The following is a 24,172-nucleotide window of genomic DNA, read 5'->3' as shown; positions in this document are numbered from 1 at the left end:
TCATGAGTGACGAGTTGGTTGTCGTTACGGTGACGTACTCGCCCGGTCCGCATCTCGACCGGTTCCTGGCCTCGCTGTCGCATGCCACCGACCGGCCGGTGACCGTGGTCATGGCCGACAACGGTTCGACCGACGGCGCGCCCGAGGAAGCGCTCGAACGTTATCCCAATTCCCGATTGCTGCGCACGGGCGGCAATCTCGGGTACGGCAGCGCGGTGAACCGCGCCGTCGAGGAGTACCTGCAGGACTCGGACTACGCCGACTTTTTCGTGGTCGCCAACCCCGACGTGCAGTGGGGTCCGCGCAGCATCGACATCATGCTCGAAGCCGCCGCCCGCTGGCCGCGGGCGGGCGCGCTCGGGCCGCTGATCCGCGACCCCGACGGTTCGGTGTACCCGTCGGCCCGACACCAACCGAGCCTGGTGCGCGGTGGGATGCACGCGGTGGTCGGGCCGGTCTGGAAGTCCAACCCGTGGACCGCCGAATACCGTCAGGAGCGGTGGGAGCCCAGCGAACGGCCCGTCGGCTGGCTGTCGGGATCGTGTCTGTTGCTGCGGCGGTCGGCTTTCGAAGAGATCTCGGGGTTCGACGAGCGCTACTTCATGTACATGGAGGACGTCGACCTCGGTGATCGGTTGTTGCGGGCGGGCTGGCAGAACATTTACGTGCCGGCGGCCGAGGTTTTGCACGACAAGGGTCATGCGACCGGCAGGGACCCGGCGCGCAACTTGGCCGCCCATCACACGAGCACCTACACTTTCCTGGCGGATCGATATCCGAGGTGGTGGCAGGGTCCACTGCGGTGGACGATCCGACGATCGCTCGCCGCGCGCGCGAGCCTGGTGGTGCGCAACTCACGTCGCAGACGGGCGAAAGGACGGCGCTAGGGTGAATCCCGCACACGTGGACGCCGTCATTCTGGTCGGCGGTTTGGGTACCCGGTTGCGGCCGTTGACCTTGTCCGCGCCCAAGCCGATGCTCCCGACGGCCGGGTTGCCGTTCCTGACGCACCTGTTGTCGCGCATCGCCGACGCCGGGATCGAGCACGTCGTGCTGGGCACGTCGTACAAGCCCGGGGTGTTCGAGTCCGAGTTCGGCGACGGCTCCAAGTTCGGCGTGCAGATCGAGTACGTTGTCGAGACCGAACCGCTGGGCACCGGCGGCGGTATCGCGAACGTGGCACCGAAACTGCGCCACGACACCGCGCTGGTCTTCAACGGCGACGTGCTGTCGGGGTCGGACTTGCGCGCGCTGCTCGACTACCACGAGAAGCACAACGCCGACGTGACGCTGCACCTGGTGCGCGTCGGGGACCCGCGGGCATTCGGTTGTGTGCCAACCGATTCTGACGGCATGGTCACCGCGTTCCTGGAGAAGACCCAGGATCCGCCGACCGACCAGATCAACGCCGGCTGCTACGTGTTCAAGCGCGAGGTCATCGAGCGCATACCCAAGGGCCGCGCGCTGTCGGTGGAACGCGAGGTGTTTCCGGGCTTGCTGTCCGACGGTCTTCGCGTGTGCGGCTATGTGGACGCCACGTACTGGCGCGATATGGGCACACCCGAGGATTTCGTGCGGGGGTCGGCCGATCTGGTTCGCGGTATCGCGCCGTCGCCGGCGCTGGGTGGGCATCAGGGTGAGAAGCTTGTGCACGACGGCGCCAGCGTGGCGCCCGGTGCGCTGTTGATTGGTGGCACCGTGGTCGGCCGCGGAGCCGAGATCGCCGGTGGCGCCAGGCTGGACGGTGCGGTGATCTTCGACGGCGCGCGGGTGGGCGCCGGCGCGGTGATCGAACGCTCGATCATCGGCTTCGGCGCCCGTATCGGTCCGCGCGCACTGATCCGCGACGGCGTGATCGGCGACGGCGCCGACATCGGCGCCCGGTGCGAGCTGCTGCGCGGTGCACGGGTGTGGCCGGGGGTCACGATTCCCGACGGCGGCATCCGCTTCTCGACCGACGTCTAGGAGGGATTTCGGTGCGCTACTGATCGCTGCGCGATCGTTAGCGCACCGAAATCACCTGTTGCGGGCCGCCGCTGCCAGTTGGGTGAGGCCGAAATCGCAGTCCTCCGGCAAGCCGTCTAGCGGCCACCACCGCAAATCCAACGACTCGTCGCTCACCACGATTTCGGCACCGGCGGGGGCGTGGACGACGAACTGCATGTCGAGGTGACGGGTGGGTGCACCCAGCGAACAGGTGACGGGATGCACGTGGAGCGCGGCCAGCGTCGGGTCGATCGTGAGCCCCCCGATGCCGGACTCCTCGGTGGCTTCCCGCAACGCCGCCGCCACGATATCGGAATCGGTTGGCTCGCAATGCCCGCCGAGCTGCAACCAGCGCCCGAACCGCGGATGCAGCGTCAGCAGTGCCTGAGTCCCGGTGTGGTCGACCACGAGCGCGGACCCGGTGACGTGTCCCGGCGCGCACTCACGCAAGCAGCCGTCGGGTCGGGCGGCCAGAAACGCCAGCACCGCATGCCGCAGGGTGTCCTGCGCGGGATCGGGTGCGCGCCAACGGGTCAGCGTCTCGACCGCCGATGCGTGCAGACTCACCTGCGCACCAGCAGACCGTCGGTCGGCACCGGAGACCGAGGGTCGGAGGGTCCGCCCTCCTCGGGATAGCCGATCGCCACGGCGCCCAACGGCTCCCAGTCGTCGGGCAGCGCCAACTCGTCACGGACCACGTCGGGAGCGAAGATCGTCGAACCGATCCAGCAGCTGCCGACACCGCGCACCGCCAGTGCTACGAGCAGCGCCTGCACCGCCGCACCGACCGCGACGGTGAACATCGTGTGCTCGGCGGCGGTGCGGTCAGCGTCGGGATAGCGGTGCGCGCCATCGGGCACCACGAACGGGATGACGACTTCGGGTGCGTCGTACAGGATTCGGCCGCGATCGACCCGACGCTCGACCGCGTCGGCAGGACGGCCGTCGACGCTCAGGTCGGCGCGCCACTTGTCCTTCATCCGGTCGAGCAGCGCCGAGCGGCGGCTGGCGTCCTGCAACCACACGAATCGGGCAGGGCGGGTGTGATGCGGGGCGGGCGCGGTGAGTGCTTCGGCCACAGCGGCTTCCACGATCTCGGGGGCCACCGGCTCGGCCGAGAATCGGCGCACCGACCGGCGCAGCAGTTGCGCCTGCCGCCGACCGAGGCTGATGGCCTCCGCCGTGCCCAGCCAGAACAGATCCTCCTCACCGGCCCGCACCAGCGTGCGCGCGGTCGAACCGTCGTCGCGCAGCCGCAGCCCGCGCACCACCGCCACCGGGATGTCGGTCAGCTTGCCCTTGACCAGATCCGCCGCCGCAGCGACCTCATCGGCGACCGCGATCTCGGTGACGATCAGTTCGTTGCCGTGCCGGTCCACCGTTCCCCCGTAACCGTGCAGCACGGTCAGGCCGGCCGCCCCGATCGCAACGTCGATCTGGCCGTTGCGCCACGCCCGCCCCATCGTGTCGGTGACGACGACTCCGACGGTCACCCCGAGGCAATCCCGTAGCGCCGATCGCAGCGCCGCGGCGCTGCCGTCGGGATCGGTTGGCAGCAGCGCGAGCTCAGCGGAGTCCACGTTGGAACCGTCGACACCCGCTGCGGCCTGCACCAGACCGAACGCGTTCTCGGTGATCAGGGTGCGGCCCTTTCGGGCGAGCACCCGAACTGCCTCAGCGTCGATGAGTTTGCGCCGCAGCACATCACGCTCTTCCGGGTCGATCGGGGCATCGACGATGCGCCCCTCGCACTTCGACAGCACCTTGCTGGTCACTACGACGATGTCGTCGTCGCGCAACCATGGTGCGCCAGCCGCGATGGCCGCGGCGAGGTCGTCGCCCGGGCGGAACTCGGGCAGACCCGGCACGGGCAGCAGTTCCACCGCGGCGGCGGTTCCATGGTCGCCGCTCGGCGGCGCCGTTGAGCCGGGGTCGCCGCTCGGCGGCGTCGTGGGGCTGCGGTCGGTCATGGCTTCACACCGGCTAGATCCAGCCCGGCACGCACCATTTCACCGGTTGCCGCGGGATCGCTCATCAGCAGGGGTATCGAGCGGACCTCGACCCCGTCGATGTCCGCGCGGTCGTCCTCGTGGACCAGCCAGCCGTCGAGGATCCCGACGCCGGAGCGTGCGCCGTAGTGTCGGCCGACGGCTTCCGACGTACTCTCCACGCCGATCACCGACAGGCATTCATCGGCCATGCCGCGCAACGGTTTTCCCCCGACGATCGGGGAGTAGCCGATCACCGGAGCCGGGGTCGACCGCAGCGCACCGCGGATGCCGGGCACGGCCAAAATCGCGCCGACGCTCACCACCGGGTTCGAGGGCGCCACCAGGACGACATCGGCGGATTCGATGGCCTCGGCGACATCGGGTCCGGCAGTGGCTTTCTCGGCACCCACGAACGCGAAGCTGTGCGTGGGCACCTTGGCGCGGTACCGCACCCACCACTCCTGAAAGTGGATCGCGCGCTTCTCGCCCGCGTGCTCGCCGGGTCCGGGATCGGTGATCACGACGTGGGTTTCGCTGCGGTCATCGCTGGCGGGCAGCAACCTCGCCCCGGGTGACCACCGTGTGCACAGCGCCTCGGTCACCTGCGACAGCGGGTAACCGGCACGCAGCATCTGACTGCGCACCAGGTGCGTCGCCAAATCCCGGTCGCCGAGTCCGAACCAGTCGGGTTGCACGCCGTAGGCCGCGAGTTCCTCCCTCGCATGCCAGGTTTCGTCCCGATGTCCCCAGCCGCGGTCGGGGTCGATACCGCCGCCGAGGGTGTACATGCAGGTGTCGAGGTCCGGACAGATGCGCACGCCGAACATCCACGCGTCGTCGCCGACATTGACCACAGCAGTCAGTTCATGCTCAGCAGTATCATCAGTCCCAGCAGCATCTTTCGCCGTGTGGAATCGCCCCAGCTTCAAGAGATGTTGTACGCCAAGCAGGAAGCGGGCGCCGCCCACGCCGCCGACCAGTACCGTGACCTTCACATCGACCGAGAGTAGGCCGTCCAGCAGGATTCGGTTCGGGCAGGAGGACCGCGGCCGGGGATGTGACAGACACGCCGAGGTCACGACTCGCCGCATTTCGATCACGGAATGGTATGAATTCCTGTTCCAACGCTTGACCGGGGCAGCTAACGCGTGTGTAATCACACCAGTGTCATTTCCCGGTAGGCCATCCGGTTTCGGTGCCGCAGACCGAGATTCGATCACTTGTTCGAATTGGAAGTGCCCTACAGATTCGCGGGGCGCTTATAGGGGATCCACGAGACCAGGTGAGGAGGCAAGATGTCTTTTGAGTACGGCGATTTCGATCGCATCGTTCCGTTCGACAACCGATTCTTCGGCTCAGTAGGCAGCGCGCCGCACACCGATCCGGAACTGGCACCGATTGAGACGCCACGGCGTCCCCAGTTGACTCTGGTGCCAGATCCGATTGATGTTGTGCCGGCACTGACGCCAGAGGACGACCTGTGGCAGGAGCGCGCGCTGTGCGCTCAGACCGACCCCGAGGCATTCTTCCCCGAGAAGGGTGGCTCGACACGCGAAGCCAAGCGCATCTGCCAGGGCTGCGAGGTGCGCGACGCGTGCCTCGAGTACGCGTTGGCAAATGACGAGCGTTTCGGCATCTGGGGCGGCCTCTCCGAACGCGAGCGTCGCCGCCTCAAGCGCGGAATCATCTGACCTGCGCGGTCAGTCGTCGTCGATCGTCGGGTCGATGACCGAAGGCTCGACGCCCAGGTACGTGGCGACCTGAGCCACCAGGATTTCATGCAGCAGTTCCTCGAGTTCGATGGTGTCCTTCGCCCGTCGCTCGATTGGCTTGCGAAACAGAACAATTCGCGCCCGGGTGGCGTTGCCCCTGACGTCGACACCAGCCGGGATCAGCCGGGCCAGCACGATCGGCCCGTCGGCGATCACCTCCGGCGGCCACTGCACGCTGTGGGGATCCTTCGGGGCGATGCGGGGTATCTCGTCGACGGCCACATCCAGCGCCGTGAGCCGGTCCTGCCAGCGCCGCTCGATCGGCTCGTATGCCTCGAGCACCGCCATGTCGAACCGCTCGGCGCGACTGCGCCAACCCGGGACCGTGGGGGGAAGTAACGGCCCGCGCATCTCGCGGCCCCGGCGTGCGCGCAGGTGTCCACGCTTGGCCACCGCTTCGATGCTCCTCTCGTGCGCGATGAAAGCGATCGTAACGGTTCGAGATCGGCCGTCGGCAGGCTGCGCGTGTCCGGCGGCGCGCGGAGTGCGGCCACGATAGCCTTCCGCTGTGAACGTTCCCCGTCGCTGTTGCCGGCCCGGGTGTCCGCACTATGCGGTCGCGACGCTGACATTCGTCTACGCCGACTCGACGGCGGTCGTCGGCCCGCTGGCCACTGTCGCCGAACCGCACTCGTGGGACCTGTGTGTGGTGCACGCCGGTCGCGTGACGGCACCTCGCGGCTGGGAACTGGTTCGGCACGCGGGGCCGTTGCCCGCGTATCCCGACGACGACGATCTCGTCGCGCTAGCGGACGCGGTTCGCGAAGGATATGACGCCCCGCCGCCGATCAACAGGATGGCGACCGGTTTCTCCGATCCCGTCACCGGCGCGCACGGGGGGTCGCTGATGGCGCCGCCGGCCAGGCGGCCGGAGTCCAACGGTCGTCGTCGGGGTCATCTGCGGGTGCTGCCCGACCCCACCGACTAGTCCGAGTGCACGTCAATCGGGACGGCTAGGCTGGCGCCACAAGTAGTCCGTGTCACAAGGAGTCCTTTCCGTGCGCTCTTCGCGCGAGCGTCCCCCTACCCTTCGGGCGGGAGGTGCCCCCACATCGCAGTCCCGGCCCGCTGCGGCGGTTCATCGCGTCATCAAGGCCTATGACGTGCGCGGGCTGGTCGGAGAGGAACTCGACGAGCGGTTCGTCGCCGACGTCGGAGGTGCCTTCGCCCGCCTCGTGCGGCCCAGCGCCTCGCAGGTCGTGATCGGTTACGACATGCGGGCCAGTTCGCCGGTGCTGGCGGCGGCCTTCGCCGAAGGGGTGACCGCGCAGGGCCTCGACGTGGTGCGGATCGGGCTCGCCTCGACCGACCAGCTGTACTTCGCGTCCGGGTTTCTGGACTGTCCCGGTGCGATGTTCACCGCGAGCCACAACCCGGCGGCCTACAACGGCATCAAGCTGTGCCGGGCCGGTGCCAAACCGGTCGGCAAGGACACCGGCCTGTCCGCCATCGCCGACGAGGTCATCGCCGGGGTCCCCGGCCACGACGGTGCGCGCGGCACGATCAGCGACCGCGATGTGCTCACCGAGTACGGCGAGTTCCTTCGCTCGCTGGTGAGCCTGGCGGACCTGCGGCCGTTGAAGGTCGCCGTCGATGCGGGCAACGGCATGGCCGGCCACACCACCCCCGCGGTGCTGGGTCCGATCTCCGCGGTCACCCTGTCGCCGCTGTACTTCGAACTCGACGGCACGTTCCCCAACCACGAGGCCAACCCGCTGGACCCGGCCAACCTGACCGACCTGCAGGCCCATGTTGTGCACGCCGGCGCCGATATCGGGCTGGCCTTCGACGGTGACGCCGACCGGTGTTTCGTCGTCGACGAGAAGGGGCATCCGGTTTCGCCGTCAGCGGTGACCGCGTTGGTCGCCGCGCGGGAACTCGGTAGGGAGATCGGCGCCACGGTTATCTACAACCTGATCACCTCACGGGCAGTGCCGGAACTGGTGACCGAACGGGGCGGTACGCCGGTACGCAGCCGCGTCGGGCATTCCTATATCAAGGCGCTGATGGCCGATACCGGTGCGATCTTCGGCGGCGAACACTCGGCGCACTATTACTTCCGTGACTTCTGGGGCGCGGACTCCGGCCTGCTGGCCGCGCTGCACGTGCTGGCCGCGCTCGGCGAACAACACCGGCCGCTGTCGGAGATGATGGCCGACTATCAGCGCTACGAGGCATCCGGGGAGATCAACTTCACGGTCACCGACGCCGAGAAGTGTGTGGACGACGTGCTCAAGGCATTCGGCGCCCGGATCCACTCGATCGACCACCTCGACGGTGTCACCGTCGACCTGGGCGACGGCGTCTGGTTCAACCTGCGGATGTCCAACACCGAACCGTTGCTGCGGCTCAACGTCGAAGCCCGCAGCACCGAGGAGGTCGACGAGATCGTCGCAGAGGTCGCCTCCCAGATCACCGCCGGCGCCGAGGCGGCTACATGAGCGCGGTCCCGCCGTCCTCGGCTGCGGTCGTGAACCTCGACGACGTCGACGGTTTGCAGACCGCCGACCGCGATGGCCTGCTCCGCGCCGCCGCGATGGCCGGTGCCCAGGTGCGCGCCACCGCCGCCGCGCTCGACGAGGGCGACCTCGAATCGTTGCGGGCCGACGGAGTACCCCGGACGCTGATCTGGGTTGCCGGCCGCGGCAGTGCGGAGACGGCCGGAGCGCTGCTCGCCTCGGCCTGGGGCGCCTCGGTGGCCGCACCCGTCGTCCTCGCGCCCGAGGCGCCGCCGTGGATCGGGCCGCTGGACGTGCTGATCGTCGCGGGTGACGACCCGGGTGATCCGGCCCTGGTGAACGCCGCCGCCGCCGGGGTGCGTCGCGGCGCGCGGGTGGTCGTCGCCGCCCCCTACGAGGGCCCGCTGCGCGACGTCGCGGCCGGGAGGGCCGCGGTGCTGCCGCCCCGAATGCAGGTGCCCGACGAGTTCGGCTTCGTGCGCTACCTCGCCGCCGGTCTGGCGACGCTGAAGGTCGTCGATCCGGCCGTGCACGTCGACCTCGCGGCTCTGGCCGACGAACTCGACGCCGAGGCACTTCGCAACAGCGCGGGCCGGGAGCTGTTCACCAATCCGGCCAAGGCGCTGGCCGAGCAGATGTCCGGCCGCGAGGTCGTGCTGGCCGGTGACAGCGCGGCGACGCTCACGCTGGCTCGGCACTGTGCGGCGGTACTGTTGCGTACAGCCCGCCAGGTGGTCGCCGCGGTCGGCTTCGCCGATGCGCTGGTGGCGCTGCGCGACGGCATGGGTGGCGCGTCGGCGGCCGACCGGGAGCGGTCGATCTTCCATGACGAACAGCTCGACGGTCCACTTCCCCGGCGGGTGCAGACGTTCGTGCTGACCACCGATGCGGAGCGGCCGTTCGTCGTCGCCCGAGCCGCGGGCATGGACGACGTCGACGTGATCAGTGCCCAGGACGTGCCGGAACTGCCGGAGGCGGCGGCGGTGCCCGATGCGCCGGCGTCGGCGGGACGCCTGGAACAACAGTTGGCCATGCTGGCGCTCCGCCTCGAGATGACCGCCGTATATCTGAAACTAGTTCGAGGTTAGCCAAGTGCACTTGCTACGCGGAGCGGTGCGGACCTACGCCTGGGGTTCGCGCACGGACATTGCCGAGTTCACCGGAAGGCCAAGTCCGACACCACATCCCGAAGCGGAGCTGTGGTTCGGTGCGCATCCCGGCGACCCCGCCACGCTCGAGTGCGAGGATGGGGAACGCTCGCTGCTCGACGCGCTGCGAGACGATCCCGAGGGGCAGTTGGGATCGACGGTCTGTGGGCGCTTCGATGACATGCTGCCGTTTCTGGTCAAGGTCCTGGCCGCCGACGAGCCGCTGTCCCTGCAGGCGCACCCCAGCGCCGAGCAGGCGATCGAGGGTTTCGACCGGGAGAACAGGCTGGGCATCCCGGTGTCGGCGCCGAACCGCAACTACCGCGATCCCAGTCACAAGCCTGAATTGATCGTCGCGTTGAGTACTTTCGAGGCGTTAGCCGGCTTCCGGCCCGTCGCCCGGACCATCGAGTTGATGCGTGCGCTCGCGGTCAGCGATCTCGACCCGTTCGTCAACTTGCTCTCCGGGCAACCCGACGGCGACGGGCTGCGTGCGCTGTTCACCACCTGGATCACCGCGCCGCAACCCGACCTCGACGTAGTGGTGCCGGCGGTGATCGACGGGGCGATCCACTATGTTTGTTCGGGTAGAAGCGAATTCGCGGCCGAAGCCAAGACCGTGTTGGAGCTCGGCGAACGGTATCCCGGCGATGCTGGTGTACTGGCTTCGCTGCTGCTCAACCGCATCACCCTGAGCCCCGGCGAAGGTATCTACCTGTCGGCAGGCAACCTGCACACCTATCTCAGCGGTGTGGGGGTGGAAGTAATGGCCAACTCCGACAACGTATTACGTGGCGGGCTCACCCCCAAGCACGTCGATGTGCCGGAGTTGTTGCGTGTGCTCGACTTCACGCCCGCGGAGGACGTGGTGGTCCGGCCCGAGCACGTCGAGGACAGCATCGAGTCGGTGTACCACACACCGGCGCAGGAGTTCTCGGTCTCGGTGCTGCACATCGACGGCGACCGGATCGGGCACGAGATCGACGCGCCCACGCGGCACGACGGCCCGCAGATACTGCTGTGCACCGAAGGCTCGACCGTCGTGCACGCCAAAGGCGGGTCGGTGACGCTGGATCGCGGGTCGGCGGCGTGGGTGTCGGCCGACGAGGGTCCGATCCGCCTCGCGGCGACGCAGCCGACGACGCTGTTTCGGGTCACGGTCGGTATCTGAAGCCCACCGGTCAGTGGGCCGCGTGCTTCTTGGCGCGGCGGCCGAACGGCAGCACGTGGATCGCCGCGAGGACGATCGCGCCGACCACCAGACCGATGAGCGCCGACGCGGCGGTGTTGACCAGCCACGCCAGCACACCGCCGATACCGCCGACGGCATGGTAAACGAGTTCCTCGAGGTGGTGGACCAGGCTGTACGGCAGGTGCCAGCCCAGCTCGTTGCTTCCGACGAGCAGGATGTGGCCGCCGACCCACAGCATCGCGACCGTGCCGACCGTGGAGAGCGCCGTAAGCAGCTTCGGCATCCCGGCCACCAGGCCGCGGCCGATCTTCTGTGCGAACCTCGAACTACGTTGCGCGAGGCCGAGCCCGATGTCGTCCATCTTCACGATGCCGGCGACGACGCCGTACACCGCGATCGTGATCACGACCGCCACGATGACGAGGATGATCAGCCGCGGCCAGAACGACTGGTCGGCCACCTCGTTCAGCGCGATCACCATGATCTCGGCCGACAGGATGAAATCGGTGCGGACGGCTCCGGTGACCATGAACTTCTCGGCGTCCTCACCCGACCCGGCGACGGGTGCGGGGTGGTGGTGGCTCGCATTTCTACGAAATCTCGCCACGACCTTCTCGGCGCCCTCGTAGCTCAGGTAGGTCGCGCCGAGCATCAGCAGCGGCGTCAGCAACCACGGTATGAACTGGCTGAGCAGCAGCGCCGCCGGCAGGATGAAGACCAGCTTGTTGCGCAGTGACCCGATCGCGATGCGCTTGATGATCGGCAACTCGCGCTCGGCCGCGAGCCCGTGGACGTACTGCGGGGTCACCGCGGTGTCGTCGACGACCACGCCCGCCGCTTTGGCGGTCGCCCGCCCCGTGGCCGCACCGATGTCGTCGACCGAAGCGGCCGCCATCCGCGCCAGTACCGCGACGTCGTCGAGAAGCCCGAACAGACCCGCGCTCATCGCGTCCTCGTCATGGCTACCAAATTACCGGCCCGGGTCTCACGCCGATTGCGGCGCCGTAACCGGCTGTCTGGCCGCCCGTCTCTCGGCCAACCACAGCCGCATGTTGTGCCGGATGGTGCGGCCGACCAGTCGCGGCGACGGCACCATGTAGAGGCTGTCGAGAAGGCTGAACCGGCGCAGAAACCATTCGGCCAGAACGGGATCCGTCTCCGCCGCGCCGAGGAACTGGTCGAACAGCCCGCCCACCGGCTTGTACCACCACTTCGACTCCCCGGTCGCATGGTGCAGCGTCAGGTCGCCGATGGCCGTCATCACCCAGACCGGCCACGTCGTCTTCGCCGTCGCCTGCGCGAGTCGCTCCGCGACGTCGGGGTCGCCGGATTCCAGCACGGTGCGCAGGTTGCCGGCCTGGATCGCCGTCATCGTCATGCCCTGACCGAATGTCGGGTTGAAGCTGACGACGGCGTCACCGAACGGAAAGATGCCGGCGGGAAAGTGCTCGAGATCGTGGTAGCGCCGCCAGCGACTCGTCGGGTATCTGTGGAACGCCATCTCGCCGAGCGGCGTGGCCTGCCGCAGCGCGGCGGAGACGTGGGCGGGCAAGATCTCGTCGGCGAGGTCGAGGATTTGCGCGACGGTCTGCGGCGGTTCGACCTTGCCGACGCCGAAGGTCGTGACGTTCCAGTTGCCGTCCTCATAGAACAGCATGCCGATGCCGAGCGGCTGTGCCCGCGAAGCGCCCGCCACCACAACCTTCTCGGCGAGCAGGCCCTCGGGAACGTGAAACTGGTGGCTGGCGTAGGCGATGCCGACGTCGACGGTTTCCTCGGCCGGACGCTCGTAACCCCACTTCTGGAGCCACACCGGCAGGCGGGTGCCGCGGCCGGTGGCGTCGACGACGAGATCGGCGTCAACGATCCGATCCGAATCGAGCACCACACCGGTCACCCGTTGCCCCGCCGGGTCGTAGGCCGGTTCGGTGATCACCGCCTGGACGAGGTCCACGTTGCCGATGTCGCTCACACGCTTGCGAATCTGCCATTCCAGCTGTGGGCGGCTGGGCACGTAGGCGGTGAACTCGTTCTGCAACCGGTGCGCCGTGCCCAGTACGTGCCCGGCGGCGCCGAAATGGATGCAGTCCGGCCGGTTCTCCAGCACCGGGACACCGTCGGCAACCATGTCGGCGAGCAGACCGGGGAAGTGGCTTTCGAACTCTTCGGCGCCCCGCGCCATCAGCAGATGAACGTGGCGGCCCTGCGGCACCGCGGCGCGGTTCGCCGGATGGTCGGGCAGATCGTCGCGCTCGTAGACGGTGACCCGTTCGCTGACGTCGGAAAGCACCCGGGCCGCACACATGCCCGCCAGGCTGCCCCCGACGACGGCCACGTGTTTATAACTCCACCCCATCGGGTGCACAGTACTCGGTACATTTCGTTTCCAGGGCGTGGTACAGCCCTTCAACAGGAGGTCGCGCAATGGCTCGGCGGACGAAGTCGGTGGAGCAGTCGATCGCCGACACCGATGCCCCCGAGAGCCGGTTGCGCAAAGACCTGAACTGGTGGGACCTCACCGTATTCGGCGTTTCCATCGTGATCGGCGCGGGCATCTTCACCATCACCGCCTCGACCGCGGGCAACCTCACCGGGCCGGCGATCTCGATCTCGTTCGTGCTCGCCGCCATCGCCTGCGGTCTGGCGGCGCTCTGCTACGCTGAGTTCGCCTCCACGGTGCCGGTCGCGGGCAGCGCCTACACGTTCTCCTACGCGACGTTCGGCGAGTTCGTCGCATGGATCATCGGGTGGGACCTGATCCTCGAGTTCGCCGTCGCGGCCGCGGTGGTCGCCAAGGGCTGGTCCAGCTACCTGGGCGAGGTGTTCGAGTTCGGCGGCGGAACAGCGGATCTCGGTGCACTGCAACTGGATTGGGGCGCACTGCTGATCATCGCGTTCGTCACCGTCATCCTGGCCTGGGGCACCAAGCTCTCCGCCGGGGTCAGCCTGGCGATCACCGTGATCAAGGTGGCAGTGGTGTTGCTGGTGGTCGCCGTCGGCGCGTTCTACATCAAGGCGGCGAATTATTCGCCGTTCCTGCCGCCCGCCGAAGCCGGCGAAGGCGGAAGCGGCACCGATCAATCGCTGCTCTCGCTTCTCACCGGCGCCGAGGGCAGTAGCTACGGCTGGTACGGCCTGCTCGCCGGCGCCTCGATCGTGTTCTTCGCGTTCATCGGGTTCGACGTCGTGGCCACCACCGCGGAGGAGACCAAGAACCCTCAGCGGGATGTGCCCCGCGGCATCCTGTCCACCCTCGCCATCGTCACGGTGCTCTACGTCGCGGTGTCTGTCGTGTTGACCGGCATGGTGCACTACACCGTGCTGCGCGATGCGGGCGAGAAGGCCAACCTCGCGACGGCATTCAGCGCGAACGGAATCGACTGGGCGGCGAAGGTCATCTCGATCGGCGCACTGGCGGGCCTCACCACCGTGGTGATCGTGCTGATGCTCGGACAGACGCGCGTGTTCTTCGCGATGTCCCGCGACGGGCTGCTGCCCCGCCCGCTGGCCAGGACCGGTGGTCGTGGCACTCCGGTGCGCATCACGTTGATCGTCGGTGTTCTGGTGGCGATCACGGCATCGGTGTTCCCGATCGACAAGCTCGAGGAGATGGTCAACATCGGGACGCTGTTCGCGTTCGTGCTGGTGTCGGCCGGCGTGATCGTGCTGCGACGCATTCGGCCCGATCTGAAACGCGGCTTCCGGGTACCGGGGGTGCCGTGGCTGCCCGTCGCGTCGATCGTGGCGTGCGTGTGGCTGATGCTGAACCTCACCGCGCTGACGTGGATCCGGTTCCTCGCGTGGATGGCAATCGGCGTCGTCCTCTACTTCGCATACGGTCGCCGCCACTCCGTGCTCGGCTGCCGGGAATCCTCGGCGATTTCGATGACTTAGGGCGCGAGCGCTCAACCCGGTACAGATTGCGGGCCGAAAACCGTACGTAAGTGAGCGCTCGCGCCGAAGGCACGCGCCAGCGCGGTTTACAAAAGGGATGTTCGTGTCTAGACAGCCGACAAATATCCCGTTATAGTCAAGCGAAGTCGTGACGGCACTCACAGGAGGCATGGCAGTGACCACACAGATGTCAGACGTCGAAGTGGCTCAATGGCGCGACAAGAAGCGCTATCTCTGGCTGATGGGCTTGATCGCGCCGACGGCGCTGTTCGTGGTGCTGCCGCTGGTCTGGGCTTTCAACCAGTGGGGCTGGCACGCCGCGGCGCAGGTGCCGTTCTGGATCGGCCCGATCCTGCTGTACATCCTGCTGCCCGCGTTGGACCTGAAATTCGGGCCGGACGGACAGAACCCGCCCGACGAAGTGATGGAGCGGTTGGAGAACGACAAGTACTACCGCTACTGCACCTACATCTATATCCCGTTCCAGTACGCGAGCGTCATTGTCGGCGCCTACCTGTTCACCGCATCCGACCTGAGCTGGCTCGGCTTCGACGGCGGGCTGGGCTGGCCCGCCAAGATCGGCCTCGCATTGTCGGTCGGTCTGCTGGGCGGGGTGGGTATCAACACCGCCCACGAGATGGGGCACAAGAAGGACTCGTTGGAGCGGTGGCTGGCCAAGATCACGCTGGCGCAGACCTGCTACGGCCACTTCTATATCGAGCACAACCGCGGTCACCACGTCCGCGTCGCCACCCCCGAGGATCCCGCCTCGGCCCGCTTCGGTGAAACCTTCTGGGAGTTCCTGCCACGCAGCGTCTTCGGTTCGCTGAAGTCTGCCTGGGAACTTGAGGGCAGGAGGCTCGAGCGCGCCGGAAAGGGCAAGTGGCACTGGTCGAACGACGTGCTCAATGCTTGGGCGATGTCGGTGGTCTTCTACGGCGTGCTGATCGCGGTGTTCGGCTGGTCCTTGATCCCCTACATCGTCATCTCGGCGGTCTTCGGCTTCACGCTGCTCGAGACGGTCAACTACCTCGAGCACTACGGCCTGTTGCGGCAGAAGACCCAGAGCGGTCGCTACGAGCGTTGCGCGCCCGCGCATAGCTGGAACTCCGATCACATCGTGACCAACCTGTTCCTGTATCACCTGCAGCGGCACAGCGACCACCACGCCAACCCGACCCGGCGCTATCAGACGCTGCGCAGCATGGCGGGCGCGCCGAACCTGCCGAGCGGCTATGCGTCGATGATCGCGCTGACGTACTTTCCGCCGGTGTGGCGCCGCGTGATGGACCACCGCGTGCTCGAGCACTACGACGGCGACATCGGCCGGGTCAACGTGCACCCCCGCGTGCGCGACAAGGTGGTGGCGAAGTACGGAGTTCCGGCATGACCGCCTACCGCTGCCCGGGCTGTGACTACGTCTACGACGAACGCAACGGCGCTCCGCGGGAAGGCTTTCCAGCCGGCACCCCGTGGAGCGACATCCCCGACGACTGGTGCTGCCCGGACTGTGCAGTACGCGAGAAGTTCGACTTCGAACAGATGGGAGCAACGAAGTGAGCGACTACAAGCTCTACGAGTGCCAGGTGTGCGGCTTCGAGTACGACGAGGCCAAGGGCTGGCCGGAGGACGGCATCGCCCCCGGCACGCGCTGGGACGACATTCCCGACGACTGGACCTGCCCGAATTGCGGGGCGGCCAAGTCGGACTTCGAGATGGTCGCGGTCGCGCGTTCGTGACGACGGCTTGGGCGACGGGAAAGACTAGTGTCGCGCGTGTGAGGACGCGTGACCGCGGGCAGCGCATTCCCTACGCGGAGGCGTCGAGGGTGCTGCTGCGCGACTCCATCTTGGACGGTATGCGGGACCTGTTGATGACCCGCGACTGGTCGTCGATCACGCTGGCGCACGTCGCCAAGGGCGCCGGCATCAGCAGGCAGACCATCTACAACGAGTTCGGCTCGCGGCAGGGCCTGGCGCAGGCGTACGCGCTACGGCTCGCCGACCGGCTCGTCGACCAGATCCACGACGCGATCGAAGGCAACGTCGGTGACGTCTACGCCGCGTTCCTTCAGGGGTTCCGGGACTTCTTCACCGAGTCCGCCGCCGATCCGCTGGTGATCTCGTTGCTGACCGGTGAGGCAAAACCCGACCTGCTGCAACTCATCACCACCGACAGCGGACCGATCCTGACACGGTGCAGCGAGCGGCTGACGTCCACCTTCATCGACAGCTGGGTACATGCCAGCGAAGAGGACGCCGGAGTGCTGGCCAGGGCCATCGTCCGGCTCGCCATGAGCTACGTGTCGATGCCGCCCGAAGCCGACCATCTGACCACCGACACGGTGGCGCGCGACCTGGCCAGATTGATGACGCCGTTTGCCGAACGCTACGGTGTTCTCGATACCCCTTAGCTGTCAGAGCGCCACCGCTGTCCAAACCGCACGGGCGCCTGTCCCGCGAGCCCGCAGGCTAGGGGTCTCGCACGGCCGTGGCGGTGTGCGCTGCCGTGCGCTCCAAGCCAAAGACGAACGAAAAGGGGCTCTGTATGACTGCTCTGACCGCCGATGTCCGCAACGGTCTCGACTACAAGGTCGCCGACCTGACGCTGGCCGAATTCGGACGCAAGGAGATCCGCCTCGCCGAGCATGAGATGCCCGGCCTGATGGCGCTGCGCCACGAATACGCCGAGGTCCAGCCGCTCAAGGGGGCGCGGATCTCGGGCTCGCTGCACATGACCGTGCAGACCGCGGTGCTGATCGAAACGCTGACCGCGCTGGGCGCCGAAGTGCGCTGGGCCTCATGCAACATCTTCTCCACCCAGGACCACGCCGCCGCGGCCGTCGTCGTCGGACCCAACGGAACTCCCGAGGAGCCCAAGGGCACGCCGGTGTTCGCGTGGAAGGGCGAGACCCTCGAGGAGTACTGGTGGGCCGCCGAGCAGATGCTCACCTGGGCGGGCCAGCCGGCGAACATGATCCTCGACGACGGTGGTGACGCCACGATGATGGTGTTGCGCGGCGCGCAGTACGAGAAGGCCGGTGTGGTGCCGCCCGCCGAGGACGACGATTCGGCGGAGTGGAAGGTGTTCCTGGGTGTGCTGCGGGAGCGCTTCGAAACCGACAAGAGCAAGTGGACGAAGATTGCCGAGTCGGTCAAGGGTGTCACCGAGGAGACCACGACGGGCGTGCTGCGCCTGTACCAGTTCGCCGCCGCCGGCGAGCTGGCGTTCCCGGCCATCAACGTCAACGACTCGGTCACCAAGTCCAAGTTCGACAACAAGTACGGGACCCGGCACTCGCTGATCGACGGCATCAACCGCGGCACCGACGTGCTGATCGGCGGCAAGAAGGTGCTGATCTGTGGCTACGGCGACGTGGGCAAGGGCTGCGCGGAGTCGCTGGCGGGCCAGGGCGCGCGCGTCGCGGTCACCGAGATCGACCCGATCAACGCGCTGCAGGCGCTGATGGACGGCTTCGACGTCGTGACCGTCGACCAGGCGATCGGCGAGGCCGACATCGTCATCACGTCGACCGGCAACAAGGACATCATCACCCTCGACCACATGAAGGCGATGAAAGACCAGGCCATCCTCGGCAACATCGGCCACTTCGACAACGAGATCGACATGGCCGCCCTGGAGCGCTCCGATGCCACCCGGCTCAACATCAAGCCGCAGGTCGACCAGTGGGTCTTCGAGAGCGGCAAGTCGATCATCGTGCTGTCGGAGGGCCGCCTGCTGAACCTGGGCAACGCGACCGGTCACCCGTCGTTCGTGATGAGCAACAGCTTCAGCAACCAGGTCATCGCCCAGATCGAGCTGTGGACCAAGAACGACGAGTACGACAACGAGGTGTACCGGCTGGCCAAGCACCTCGACGAGAAGGTAGCGCGCATCCACGTCGAGGCCCTGGGTGGCGCTCTCACTCGCCTGACCAAGGAGCAGGCCGAGTACATCGGCGTCGACGTCGAGGGCCCGTACAAGCCCGAGCACTACCGCTACTGACCGCTGCTACCAGTCGAGACTGCGGTGAGATCGCGTTTTCTGCGAAGCATGCGATCTGCCCGCAGTTTCGGCGCGGTGCGGTAACCTCCGCCGCGTGGATCGGGTCGTGGGGGTTCTCGTTGCGCTGCTGTTGATCGGAAGTCTGGGGATCCCGAGGGCGACGGCCGACGACCCGACCATCGACGCCCACAACCCGATCTTCAACGAGGACGAGTACCAGGCGTTCTACACCCCGCCCGATCCGCTGCCGCCGGGCAAACCGGGCGACCTGGTTCGCACCGAGCCGTCCCGGCTGGTACTCGAACCGTCCGGTGAGCTCGGCATGATCATGGCCGACGGCACGCGAATCATGTACCGCAGCACCGACGCTCGCGGCAACCCGGACGTCGTCACCGGCACCTACTTCGAACCGCACGCGCCATGGCCGTTCGGCGGGCCGCGGCCGCTGATCGTCTATGGCCCCGGCACTCAGGGGCAGGGCGACCAGTGCGCGCCGTCGCGGCAGTTCAACCAGGGCATCCACTGGTCGCCGTACCTCGACCTGGCGTTCAACTACGAGGAGCTGTTCGTCGCGACGATGGTGGCGCGCGGCTTCGCGATCGTGATGACCGACTACGAGGGCCTCGGCACACCCGGACTGCACACCTACGCGAACCGCGTGTCGCAGGGCCACGCGATGCTCGACGCGGCGCGGGCGGCCAAGAATCTGCCCGGTACCTCGCTGGACCCGGCCGGGCCGCTGGCGTTCTGGGGTTACTCGCAGGGCGGGGGCGCGGCGGCCTCCGCGGCGGAGATGGCCGAGTCGTACGCGCCCGAGCTCCACGTGGTCGGCAGCTACGCCGGTGCGCCGCCCGCGGACCTCAAGGCGCTGTTTCCGTTCATCGACGGCAGCATGCTCATCGGAGCCGTCGGTTATGCGCTGAACGGGGTGATGGCGGCCTACCCCGAACACGAGGCGGCGATCCGGGCGACGTTGACCCCGCGCGGTGCCGACATGCTCTTCAAGGTGCAGGACCAGTGCGTCGCCGAGACACTGACGAAGTTCATGTTCCGCCACCTCCAGCCCTACTTCAATCAGGACATCTTCGCGCTGGTCGAGCAGGAGCCGTTCAAGTCGCTGTTCGACGAGCAGAAGCTCGGACGCATGAAACCCAATGCGCCGGTGCTGATCAACTCGAACCGGTTCGACCCACTTGTTCCGTGGGCGCCGGCGATGCAGATGGGCCGCGACTGGTGCGCCCAGGACGCCGACGTCGAGGCGCGCACCAACGAGCAACCGCCTTTCCTGAACAAGGCGATGGTCAACCACGGGCTGCCCATGCTGGTCGACGGCGAGCCGGCCATGCAGTGGATCGCCGACCGGTTCAAAGGTGTGCCGACGACTCCCAATTGCGGCCGTTTCTGAACAGAGGAGCGATCAGCGGGGCCCGGGCGGCCGCGGCGCGTTGAGGTCGAAGCGGACCCCGATCATCCGGATCACGAAGCACACGGCTGCACATCCCAACGCCGCGGCAGTGCCGTGCACCCCCAGGCGGTACGTGACCGCGGCGCAGCCGGCGCCGATCAACGCCGGAATCGCGTAGAGCTCGCTGCGGAGCACGGTGGGGATCTGCCCGATCATCATGTCCCGGATGGTTCCACCGCCGACCGCGGTGACGGTGCCCACGATCAGCGCCTGCGGCATACCGAAGCCCAGATTCAGCGCCTTGTAGGCGGCCAGGACCGCGAACACGCTCAATCCGACGGCGTCGAGCACGGTGATGGGCATCGTGAGCCGGTCCAGCCGCCGGCTGAGCGCGAACGCGATCAGGCCGCCCGCCACCGCCACGGTCAGGTAGCGCCAGTCGACGAACGTCGCCGGCGGCAGAGCGTCGAGGAAGACGTCGCGGATCGTCCCGCCGCCCAGCGCGGTGAACATGCCGAGTGCGGTGACCCCGAAGATGTCGAGTCGCTCGGCGCGCACCGCGGTCAACGCACCGTTGAGCGCGAAGGCGAAGGTGCCGATGAGATCGAGCACCAACAGCAACGGCGTTTCGGAGGACATGGGTCGAGGTATACCCGCCCGGTGAGGCATTCCAGGGCAGCTGCGGACGCAGTGCTCGACGGGCTGGCACACGTGCGGGACTGGCAGCAGGACTTCTACCGCGACCTGCACCGGCATCCGGAGTTGTCGCACCGGGAGGTCGACACGGCTCGCAAGGTCGCCGAACGGCTTCGCGAGTTCGGCTACGAGGTGCACGACGGCATCGGCGGGACCGGTGTCGTCGGAGTGCTGCGCAACGGGGTGGGTCCCGCGGTGCTGCTGCGCGCGGACATGGACGCCTTGCCGGTCGAGGAGGCCACCGGTTTGGACTATGCCAGCACCGTGCGGGCCACCGACGCCGACGGCAACGAGGTTCCGGTCATGCACGCCTGCGGACACGACGTCCACGTGGCCGCCCTGCTCGGGGCGGCCGAACTCCTCGCCGAAGGCACCGACCATTGGGGCGGCACGGTCGTCGCGCTGTTCCAACCCGCCGAGGAGACCTCCGACGGCGCACGAGCCATGGTGGACGATGGATTGGCGGAATTGATTCCGGGGGTCGATGTCGCCCTTGCCCAGCACGTCCTGCCCGCACCGGCGGGCCGGGTCGGCACCGCTGCCGGTCCGCTGCTGTCGGCGGCCGACAGCATGCGCGTCACCGTCTACGGCCGCGGTGCACACGGTTCCATGCCGCAGGCCGCCGTCGACCCGGTGGTGTTGGCGGCGATGATCGTCGTCCGGCTGCAGACGATCGTGTCGCGGGAAGTCGCCCCGGGCGATTCTGCCGTGCTCACCGTCGGCAGCATCCAAGCCGGCAGCAAGAGTAACGTGATTCCGGATCGTGCTGTGCTGCAACTGAACATCCGGACCTACAGCGAGCAGACCCGCACCGCGATGCTGGACGCGATCCGGCGCATCGTGACCGCCGAATGCGAGGCGTCGGACTCGCCCCGCGAGCCCGAGTTCGATATTTTCGACCGATTTCCGTTGACGGACAACGACACCGCCACCACGGAGCGGGTAAGCGACGCGTTCACAACGTTTTTCGGAGACCGCTGCCAGCCCATGCCGCAGCAGACCGCCAGCGAGGACTTCAGCGAGATCCCGGCGGCACTCGGTGTGCCCTACACGTACTGGGGTCTCGGCGGCATCGAACCGGCGGCCTACCAGGAGGCGGCGAAGCGCGGCCGGATCGATCAGGAGATCCCGGTCAACCATTCGCCGACGTTCGCCCCGGTTATTCAGCCCACGCTGGATACGGGGACTCAGGCGCTTGTCGTGGCCGCGCTGGCGTGGCTGGCGCCCGAGTGAATTTCCGGGATACCGGCGGCATCGAGGTTTAGTTCCGGTTGTCGCGGGAAAACGCGCTCAGCGGGGAGCACTGGTGCGCGATAGACCGACCCCGGTTCACGCGGAAAACAGTCGGGAGGAATCCATGGCGAAAAATCAAGGGCCGAAGGACGCCATCAAGGGCGCCGTCGAGGACGTCGTCGAAGAGGTCAAGGACAAGACCAAGGAAGTCTTGGAGGCCGCTACTGGTAAGGGTGCCGGCGCCTACGTACCGGGCGCGCCGGGTCCGCAGCCGCCGCAGTTCGACGAGCCGACCACACCACGGGAGCCGCTGCCGCCCAAGCCGGATCAGACGGCCCCCGAATTGCGCACTGCGACAGGTACTCCCGTCGAGGGCCCGCCGACCGCGCGTGGACAACAGGGCGAGTACCTCACGACCGCGCAGGGTGCCCGGCTGTACGAGACGGATCACTCGCTCAAGGCGGGCGAACGCGGACCGACGCTGCTGCAGGACCATCACCTGCGCGAGAAGGTGATGCACTTCGACCACGAGCGGATCCCCGAGCGCGTGGTGCATGCGCGCGGTGCGGGCGCGCACGGCGTGTTCCGCGGGAACGGCGCAGCCGAGAAGATCTGCAAGGCCGGGTTCCTGAAATCCGGCGTCGAGACGAAGGTTTTCGTCCGGTTCTCGACCGTGATCGGCAATCGCGGATCGCTCGACACGGCCCGCGACACCCGCGGGTTCGCCACCAAGTTCTACACCGACGAGGGCACCTTCGACCTCGTGGGCAACAACATCCCGGTCTTCTTCATCCAGGACGGCATCAAGTTCCCCGACGTCGTACACGCGGCCAAGCCGCACCCCGACCGCGAGATCCCGCAGGCCCAGACTGCGCACGACACGTTCTGGGACTTCCTGTCACTGCATACAGAGGCGACCGCGCACACGATCTGGAACATGTCCGACCGGGGGATACCGCGGTCGTACCGGATGATGGAGGGCTTCGGCGTCAACACCTTCCGGCTGGAAGCCCCAGACGGTTCCACATCGTTGGTGAAGTTCCACTGGAAGCCGCGTCAGGGTGTGCACTCGCTGGTCTGGGAGGAGGCGCAGTTGGCCGGCGGGGTCGATCCCGACTTCCATCGCCGCGACCTCGCCGACGCGATCGAGGCGGGCGCCTACCCGGAGTGGGAACTCGGAGTGCAGGTGATGCCGGATACGCCGGAACAGACCTTCGAAGGCATCGATCTGCTCGACCCGACCAAGATCGTGCCCGAGGAGCTGGCCCCGGTTCAGCCCATCGGCACGATGCAACTCAACGGCAATCCGACGAACTTCTTCGCCGAGACGGAACAGGTGGCCTTCCATCCCGGTCATCTGGTCCCCGGTATCGACGTCACCGACGACCCGCTCCTACAGGCGCGGCTGTTCTCCTACCTCGACACGCAACTGACGAGGCTGGGCGGACCGAACTTCGCGCAGATCCCGATCAACCGCCCGCACGCGCCGGTCAACGACATGCTGCGCGACGGATACCACCAGCACGGCGTTCATCCAGGGGCGGCGCCGTACCGTCCCAACTCACTGGACGGCGGCTGCCCGTTCCTCGCCGCCGCCGAAACCGGCGCGTACATCGAGATTCCCGCCGCGCTGCCGGCTTCGACGAAACGCCGTGCCGCGCCTGCCAGCTTCGATGACCACTTCACGCAGGCGACGTTGTTCTACCGCAGCCTGCAACCGGTGGAGCAGGCGCATGTCGCCGATGCGTTCATTTTCGAACTCGGCAAGTGCTACGAACAGGCGATCAAGGAGCGGGCCGTCGCGGTGCTCGCGAACGTCGATGCGGAACTGTGCGCCACGGTCGCGGCCGGCCTGGGACTTGAACCGCCCGCGCCCAGCGTGGCGCCCACCAGTCCGGAGCTCAGCCCGGCGCTCTCGCAGATCGGCGGGCGTTGGCCGGTCGAGGGACGCAAGGTCGGCATTCTCACGGGCGCCGACTCCGAGCCGGGCGAGGTCGCAGCGCTCGTCGCCGCGATCGCCGCCGCGGACCTGGTTCCGTTGGTAACCGCCTCGCATGGCGGCATGCTCCCCAACGGCAATGCGGCCCTTCCGATTTCGCGCACCTATGGCACGGGACGATCGGTGGAGTTCGACGCCCTGGTCCTCGCGGGCTCACCGCCCGACACCGGGGCCAGGATCATGGTCGACGAGGCGTTCCGGCACCTCAAGGCCATCGGCGTGCTGCCGCAGGGGGAGGGTCTGCTCGCCACGGCGGGTGTCTCCGCCGAGGGGGAAGGCGTTCTCACGGGCTCAGATCCAGCCCAACTCGCCGAGGCGCTCATCGACAGTCTCGGTGAGCACCGGGTGTGGAATCGCGTCCTCCTCGCCTAGTTTCGGTACCGGCCGGTGGG

Annotated in this window: 23 protein-coding genes; 16 read left to right on the top strand and 7 right to left on the bottom strand. The window is 67.5% G+C overall.

Going from position 1 to position 24,172, the window contains the following annotated elements; genetic code table 11:
• Positions 1–2: 2 nt before the first annotated feature.
• On the top strand, positions 3–887 hold the full coding sequence (locus QGN32_RS05675) for a glycosyltransferase family 2 protein (RefSeq protein ID WP_326547661.1): 885 nt from the start codon (positions 3–5) through the stop codon (positions 885–887).
• Between the two features lies 1 nt (position 888).
• On the top strand, positions 889–1,965 hold the full coding sequence (manB, locus tag QGN32_RS05670) for a mannose-1-phosphate guanylyltransferase (RefSeq protein ID WP_326547660.1): 1,077 nt from the start codon (positions 889–891) through the stop codon (positions 1,963–1,965).
• Positions 1,966–2,016: 51 nt separating this feature from the next.
• Here the strand turns inward: manB and QGN32_RS05665 are convergent, their stop codons facing one another.
• The 3 genes from QGN32_RS05665 to cofD are packed head-to-tail and all read right to left on the bottom strand — an operon-like array spanning position 2,017 to position 4,927.
• A complete protein-coding gene (locus QGN32_RS05665; protein WP_326547659.1) occupies positions 2,017–2,553 on the bottom strand; it encodes an NUDIX hydrolase in 537 nt (178 codons plus the stop codon).
• Positions 2,550–3,956 (bottom strand): coenzyme F420-0:L-glutamate ligase, encoded by a 1,407-nt coding sequence (locus tag QGN32_RS05660; RefSeq protein ID WP_326547658.1) that lies wholly within the window; start codon positions 3,954–3,956, stop codon positions 2,550–2,552. The genes QGN32_RS05665 and QGN32_RS05660 overlap by 4 nt, the downstream gene beginning before the upstream one ends.
• On the bottom strand, positions 3,953–4,927 hold the full coding sequence (cofD, locus tag QGN32_RS05655) for a 2-phospho-L-lactate transferase (protein ID WP_326548948.1): 975 nt from the start codon (positions 4,925–4,927) through the stop codon (positions 3,953–3,955). Before cofD ends, QGN32_RS05660 begins: the two co-directional genes overlap by 4 nt.
• Before the next feature lie 477 nt (positions 4,928–5,404).
• Between cofD and QGN32_RS05650 the strand changes: the two genes are divergently transcribed.
• Positions 5,405–5,668 carry a WhiB family transcriptional regulator gene (locus tag QGN32_RS05650; protein WP_442791824.1) on the top strand — a complete coding sequence of 88 codons (264 nt, stop codon included), beginning with the start codon at positions 5,405–5,407 and terminating at the stop codon, positions 5,666–5,668.
• A 9-nt stretch (positions 5,669–5,677) separates the two neighbouring features.
• Here the strand turns inward: QGN32_RS05650 and QGN32_RS05645 are convergent, their stop codons facing one another.
• Positions 5,678–6,100 (bottom strand): metallopeptidase family protein, encoded by a 423-nt coding sequence (locus QGN32_RS05645; protein ID WP_326548946.1) that lies wholly within the window; start codon positions 6,098–6,100, stop codon positions 5,678–5,680.
• A 157-nt stretch (positions 6,101–6,257) separates the two neighbouring features.
• Here QGN32_RS05645 and QGN32_RS05640 point away from each other — a divergent pair, with 157 nt between their 5' ends.
• From QGN32_RS05640 to manA, 4 genes are all read left to right on the top strand, one after another.
• Positions 6,258–6,677, top strand: a complete 420-nt coding sequence (locus tag QGN32_RS05640) for a DUF3499 domain-containing protein (protein ID WP_326547657.1) — start codon at positions 6,258–6,260, stop codon at positions 6,675–6,677.
• Positions 6,678–6,747: 70 nt separating this feature from the next.
• A complete protein-coding gene (locus tag QGN32_RS05635; protein ID WP_326547656.1) occupies positions 6,748–8,190 on the top strand; it encodes a phosphomannomutase/phosphoglucomutase in 1,443 nt (480 codons plus the stop codon).
• Positions 8,187–9,296 carry a TobH protein gene (locus tag QGN32_RS05630; RefSeq protein WP_326547655.1) on the top strand — a complete coding sequence of 370 codons (1,110 nt, stop codon included), beginning with the start codon at positions 8,187–8,189 and terminating at the stop codon, positions 9,294–9,296. Before QGN32_RS05635 ends, QGN32_RS05630 begins: the two co-directional genes overlap by 4 nt.
• A gap of 4 nt (positions 9,297–9,300) precedes the next feature.
• A complete protein-coding gene (gene manA / locus QGN32_RS05625) occupies positions 9,301–10,527 on the top strand; it encodes a mannose-6-phosphate isomerase, class I (protein WP_326547654.1) in 1,227 nt (408 codons plus the stop codon).
• 10 nt (positions 10,528–10,537) lie between these two features.
• Here the strand turns inward: manA and QGN32_RS05620 are convergent, their stop codons facing one another.
• Together QGN32_RS05620 and QGN32_RS05615 are read right to left on the bottom strand one after the other, a co-directional pair.
• Complete coding sequence (locus tag QGN32_RS05620; RefSeq protein WP_326547653.1) at positions 10,538–11,494, bottom strand: DUF808 domain-containing protein; 957 nt, start codon at positions 11,492–11,494, stop codon at positions 10,538–10,540.
• Between the two features lie 39 nt (positions 11,495–11,533).
• Positions 11,534–12,904, bottom strand: a complete 1,371-nt coding sequence (locus QGN32_RS05615) for an FAD-dependent oxidoreductase (protein WP_326547652.1) — start codon at positions 12,902–12,904, stop codon at positions 11,534–11,536.
• A gap of 68 nt (positions 12,905–12,972) precedes the next feature.
• On the opposite strand from QGN32_RS05615, the gene QGN32_RS05610 reads away from it, so the two are divergent.
• The 7 genes from QGN32_RS05610 to QGN32_RS05580 all read left to right on the top strand — a co-directional run bounded on the left by QGN32_RS05610 (position 12,973) and on the right by QGN32_RS05580 (position 19,852).
• Positions 12,973–14,442 carry an amino acid permease gene (locus QGN32_RS05610; RefSeq protein WP_326547651.1) on the top strand — a complete coding sequence of 490 codons (1,470 nt, stop codon included), beginning with the start codon at positions 12,973–12,975 and terminating at the stop codon, positions 14,440–14,442.
• 169 nt (positions 14,443–14,611) lie between these two features.
• Positions 14,612–15,832 (top strand): alkane 1-monooxygenase, encoded by a 1,221-nt coding sequence (locus QGN32_RS05605; protein WP_442791785.1) that lies wholly within the window; start codon positions 14,612–14,614, stop codon positions 15,830–15,832.
• The gene (locus QGN32_RS05600) at positions 15,829–16,002 is read left to right on the top strand and encodes a rubredoxin (protein ID WP_326547650.1); all 174 of its coding nucleotides are present in this window, start codon (positions 15,829–15,831) and stop codon (positions 16,000–16,002) included. Before QGN32_RS05605 ends, QGN32_RS05600 begins: the two co-directional genes overlap by 4 nt.
• Positions 15,999–16,181, top strand: coding sequence for a rubredoxin (locus tag QGN32_RS05595; protein WP_326547649.1), 183 nt, complete (start codon positions 15,999–16,001; stop codon positions 16,179–16,181). Before QGN32_RS05600 ends, QGN32_RS05595 begins: the two co-directional genes overlap by 4 nt.
• A gap of 38 nt (positions 16,182–16,219) precedes the next feature.
• On the top strand, positions 16,220–16,855 hold the full coding sequence (gene alkX / locus QGN32_RS05590; protein WP_326547648.1) for a TetR family transcriptional regulator AlkX: 636 nt from the start codon (positions 16,220–16,222) through the stop codon (positions 16,853–16,855).
• Between the two features lie 134 nt (positions 16,856–16,989).
• On the top strand, positions 16,990–18,447 hold the full coding sequence (gene ahcY, locus QGN32_RS05585) for an adenosylhomocysteinase (protein WP_326547647.1): 1,458 nt from the start codon (positions 16,990–16,992) through the stop codon (positions 18,445–18,447).
• Between the two features lie 94 nt (positions 18,448–18,541).
• Positions 18,542–19,852, top strand: coding sequence for a lipase family protein (locus tag QGN32_RS05580; protein ID WP_326547646.1), 1,311 nt, complete (start codon positions 18,542–18,544; stop codon positions 19,850–19,852).
• Positions 19,853–19,864: 12 nt separating this feature from the next.
• Here QGN32_RS05580 and QGN32_RS05575 read toward each other — a convergent pair whose 3' ends face one another.
• The gene (locus QGN32_RS05575) at positions 19,865–20,491 is read right to left on the bottom strand and encodes a trimeric intracellular cation channel family protein (RefSeq protein WP_326547645.1); all 627 of its coding nucleotides are present in this window, start codon (positions 20,489–20,491) and stop codon (positions 19,865–19,867) included.
• Positions 20,492–20,512: 21 nt separating this feature from the next.
• Between QGN32_RS05575 and QGN32_RS05570 the strand changes: the two genes are divergently transcribed.
• Both QGN32_RS05570 and QGN32_RS05565 read left to right on the top strand, forming a co-directional pair.
• Positions 20,513–21,781, top strand: a complete 1,269-nt coding sequence (locus QGN32_RS05570; RefSeq protein WP_326547644.1) for an amidohydrolase — start codon at positions 20,513–20,515, stop codon at positions 21,779–21,781.
• A gap of 124 nt (positions 21,782–21,905) precedes the next feature.
• Positions 21,906–24,152, top strand: coding sequence for a catalase (locus QGN32_RS05565; protein WP_326547643.1), 2,247 nt, complete (start codon positions 21,906–21,908; stop codon positions 24,150–24,152).
• Positions 24,153–24,172 lie beyond the last annotated feature (20 nt).

This window comes from Mycolicibacterium sp. ND9-15 (genome assembly GCF_035918395.1).
In the GTDB taxonomy this organism is placed as follows: Bacteria; Actinomycetota; Actinomycetes; order Mycobacteriales; family Mycobacteriaceae; genus Mycobacterium.
The sequence above is the reverse complement of the archived record's forward strand: the minus strand, read 5'-3'. Positions and strand labels throughout refer to the sequence as shown.

What these genes read in the sequence shown, in the direction of transcription:
- QGN32_RS05675 (WP_326547661.1), top strand. Translation starts at nt 3, where the DNA reads ATGAGTGACGAGTTGGTTGTCGTTACGGTGACGTACTCGCCCGGTCCG.
- QGN32_RS05660 (WP_326547658.1), bottom strand. Translation starts at nt 3,956, where the DNA reads ATGACCGACCGCAGCCCCACGACGCCGCCGAGCGGCGACCCCGGCTCA.
- QGN32_RS05645 (WP_326548946.1), bottom strand. Translation starts at nt 6,100, where the DNA reads ATGCGCGGGCCGTTACTTCCCCCCACGGTCCCGGGTTGGCGCAGTCGC.
- QGN32_RS05630 (WP_326547655.1), top strand. Translation starts at nt 8,187, where the DNA reads ATGAGCGCGGTCCCGCCGTCCTCGGCTGCGGTCGTGAACCTCGACGAC.
- QGN32_RS05620 (WP_326547653.1), bottom strand. Translation starts at nt 11,494, where the DNA reads ATGAGCGCGGGTCTGTTCGGGCTTCTCGACGACGTCGCGGTACTGGCG.
- QGN32_RS05615 (WP_326547652.1), bottom strand. Translation starts at nt 12,904, where the DNA reads ATGGGGTGGAGTTATAAACACGTGGCCGTCGTCGGGGGCAGCCTGGCG.
- QGN32_RS05610 (WP_326547651.1), top strand. Translation starts at nt 12,973, where the DNA reads ATGGCTCGGCGGACGAAGTCGGTGGAGCAGTCGATCGCCGACACCGAT.
- QGN32_RS05605 (WP_442791785.1), top strand. Translation starts at nt 14,612, where the DNA reads ATGGCAGTGACCACACAGATGTCAGACGTCGAAGTGGCTCAATGGCGC.
- QGN32_RS05600 (WP_326547650.1), top strand. Translation starts at nt 15,829, where the DNA reads ATGACCGCCTACCGCTGCCCGGGCTGTGACTACGTCTACGACGAACGC.
- ahcY (WP_326547647.1), top strand. Translation starts at nt 16,990, where the DNA reads ATGACTGCTCTGACCGCCGATGTCCGCAACGGTCTCGACTACAAGGTC.
- QGN32_RS05575 (WP_326547645.1), bottom strand. Translation starts at nt 20,491, where the DNA reads ATGTCCTCCGAAACGCCGTTGCTGTTGGTGCTCGATCTCATCGGCACC.
- QGN32_RS05565 (WP_326547643.1), top strand. Translation starts at nt 21,906, where the DNA reads ATGGCGAAAAATCAAGGGCCGAAGGACGCCATCAAGGGCGCCGTCGAG.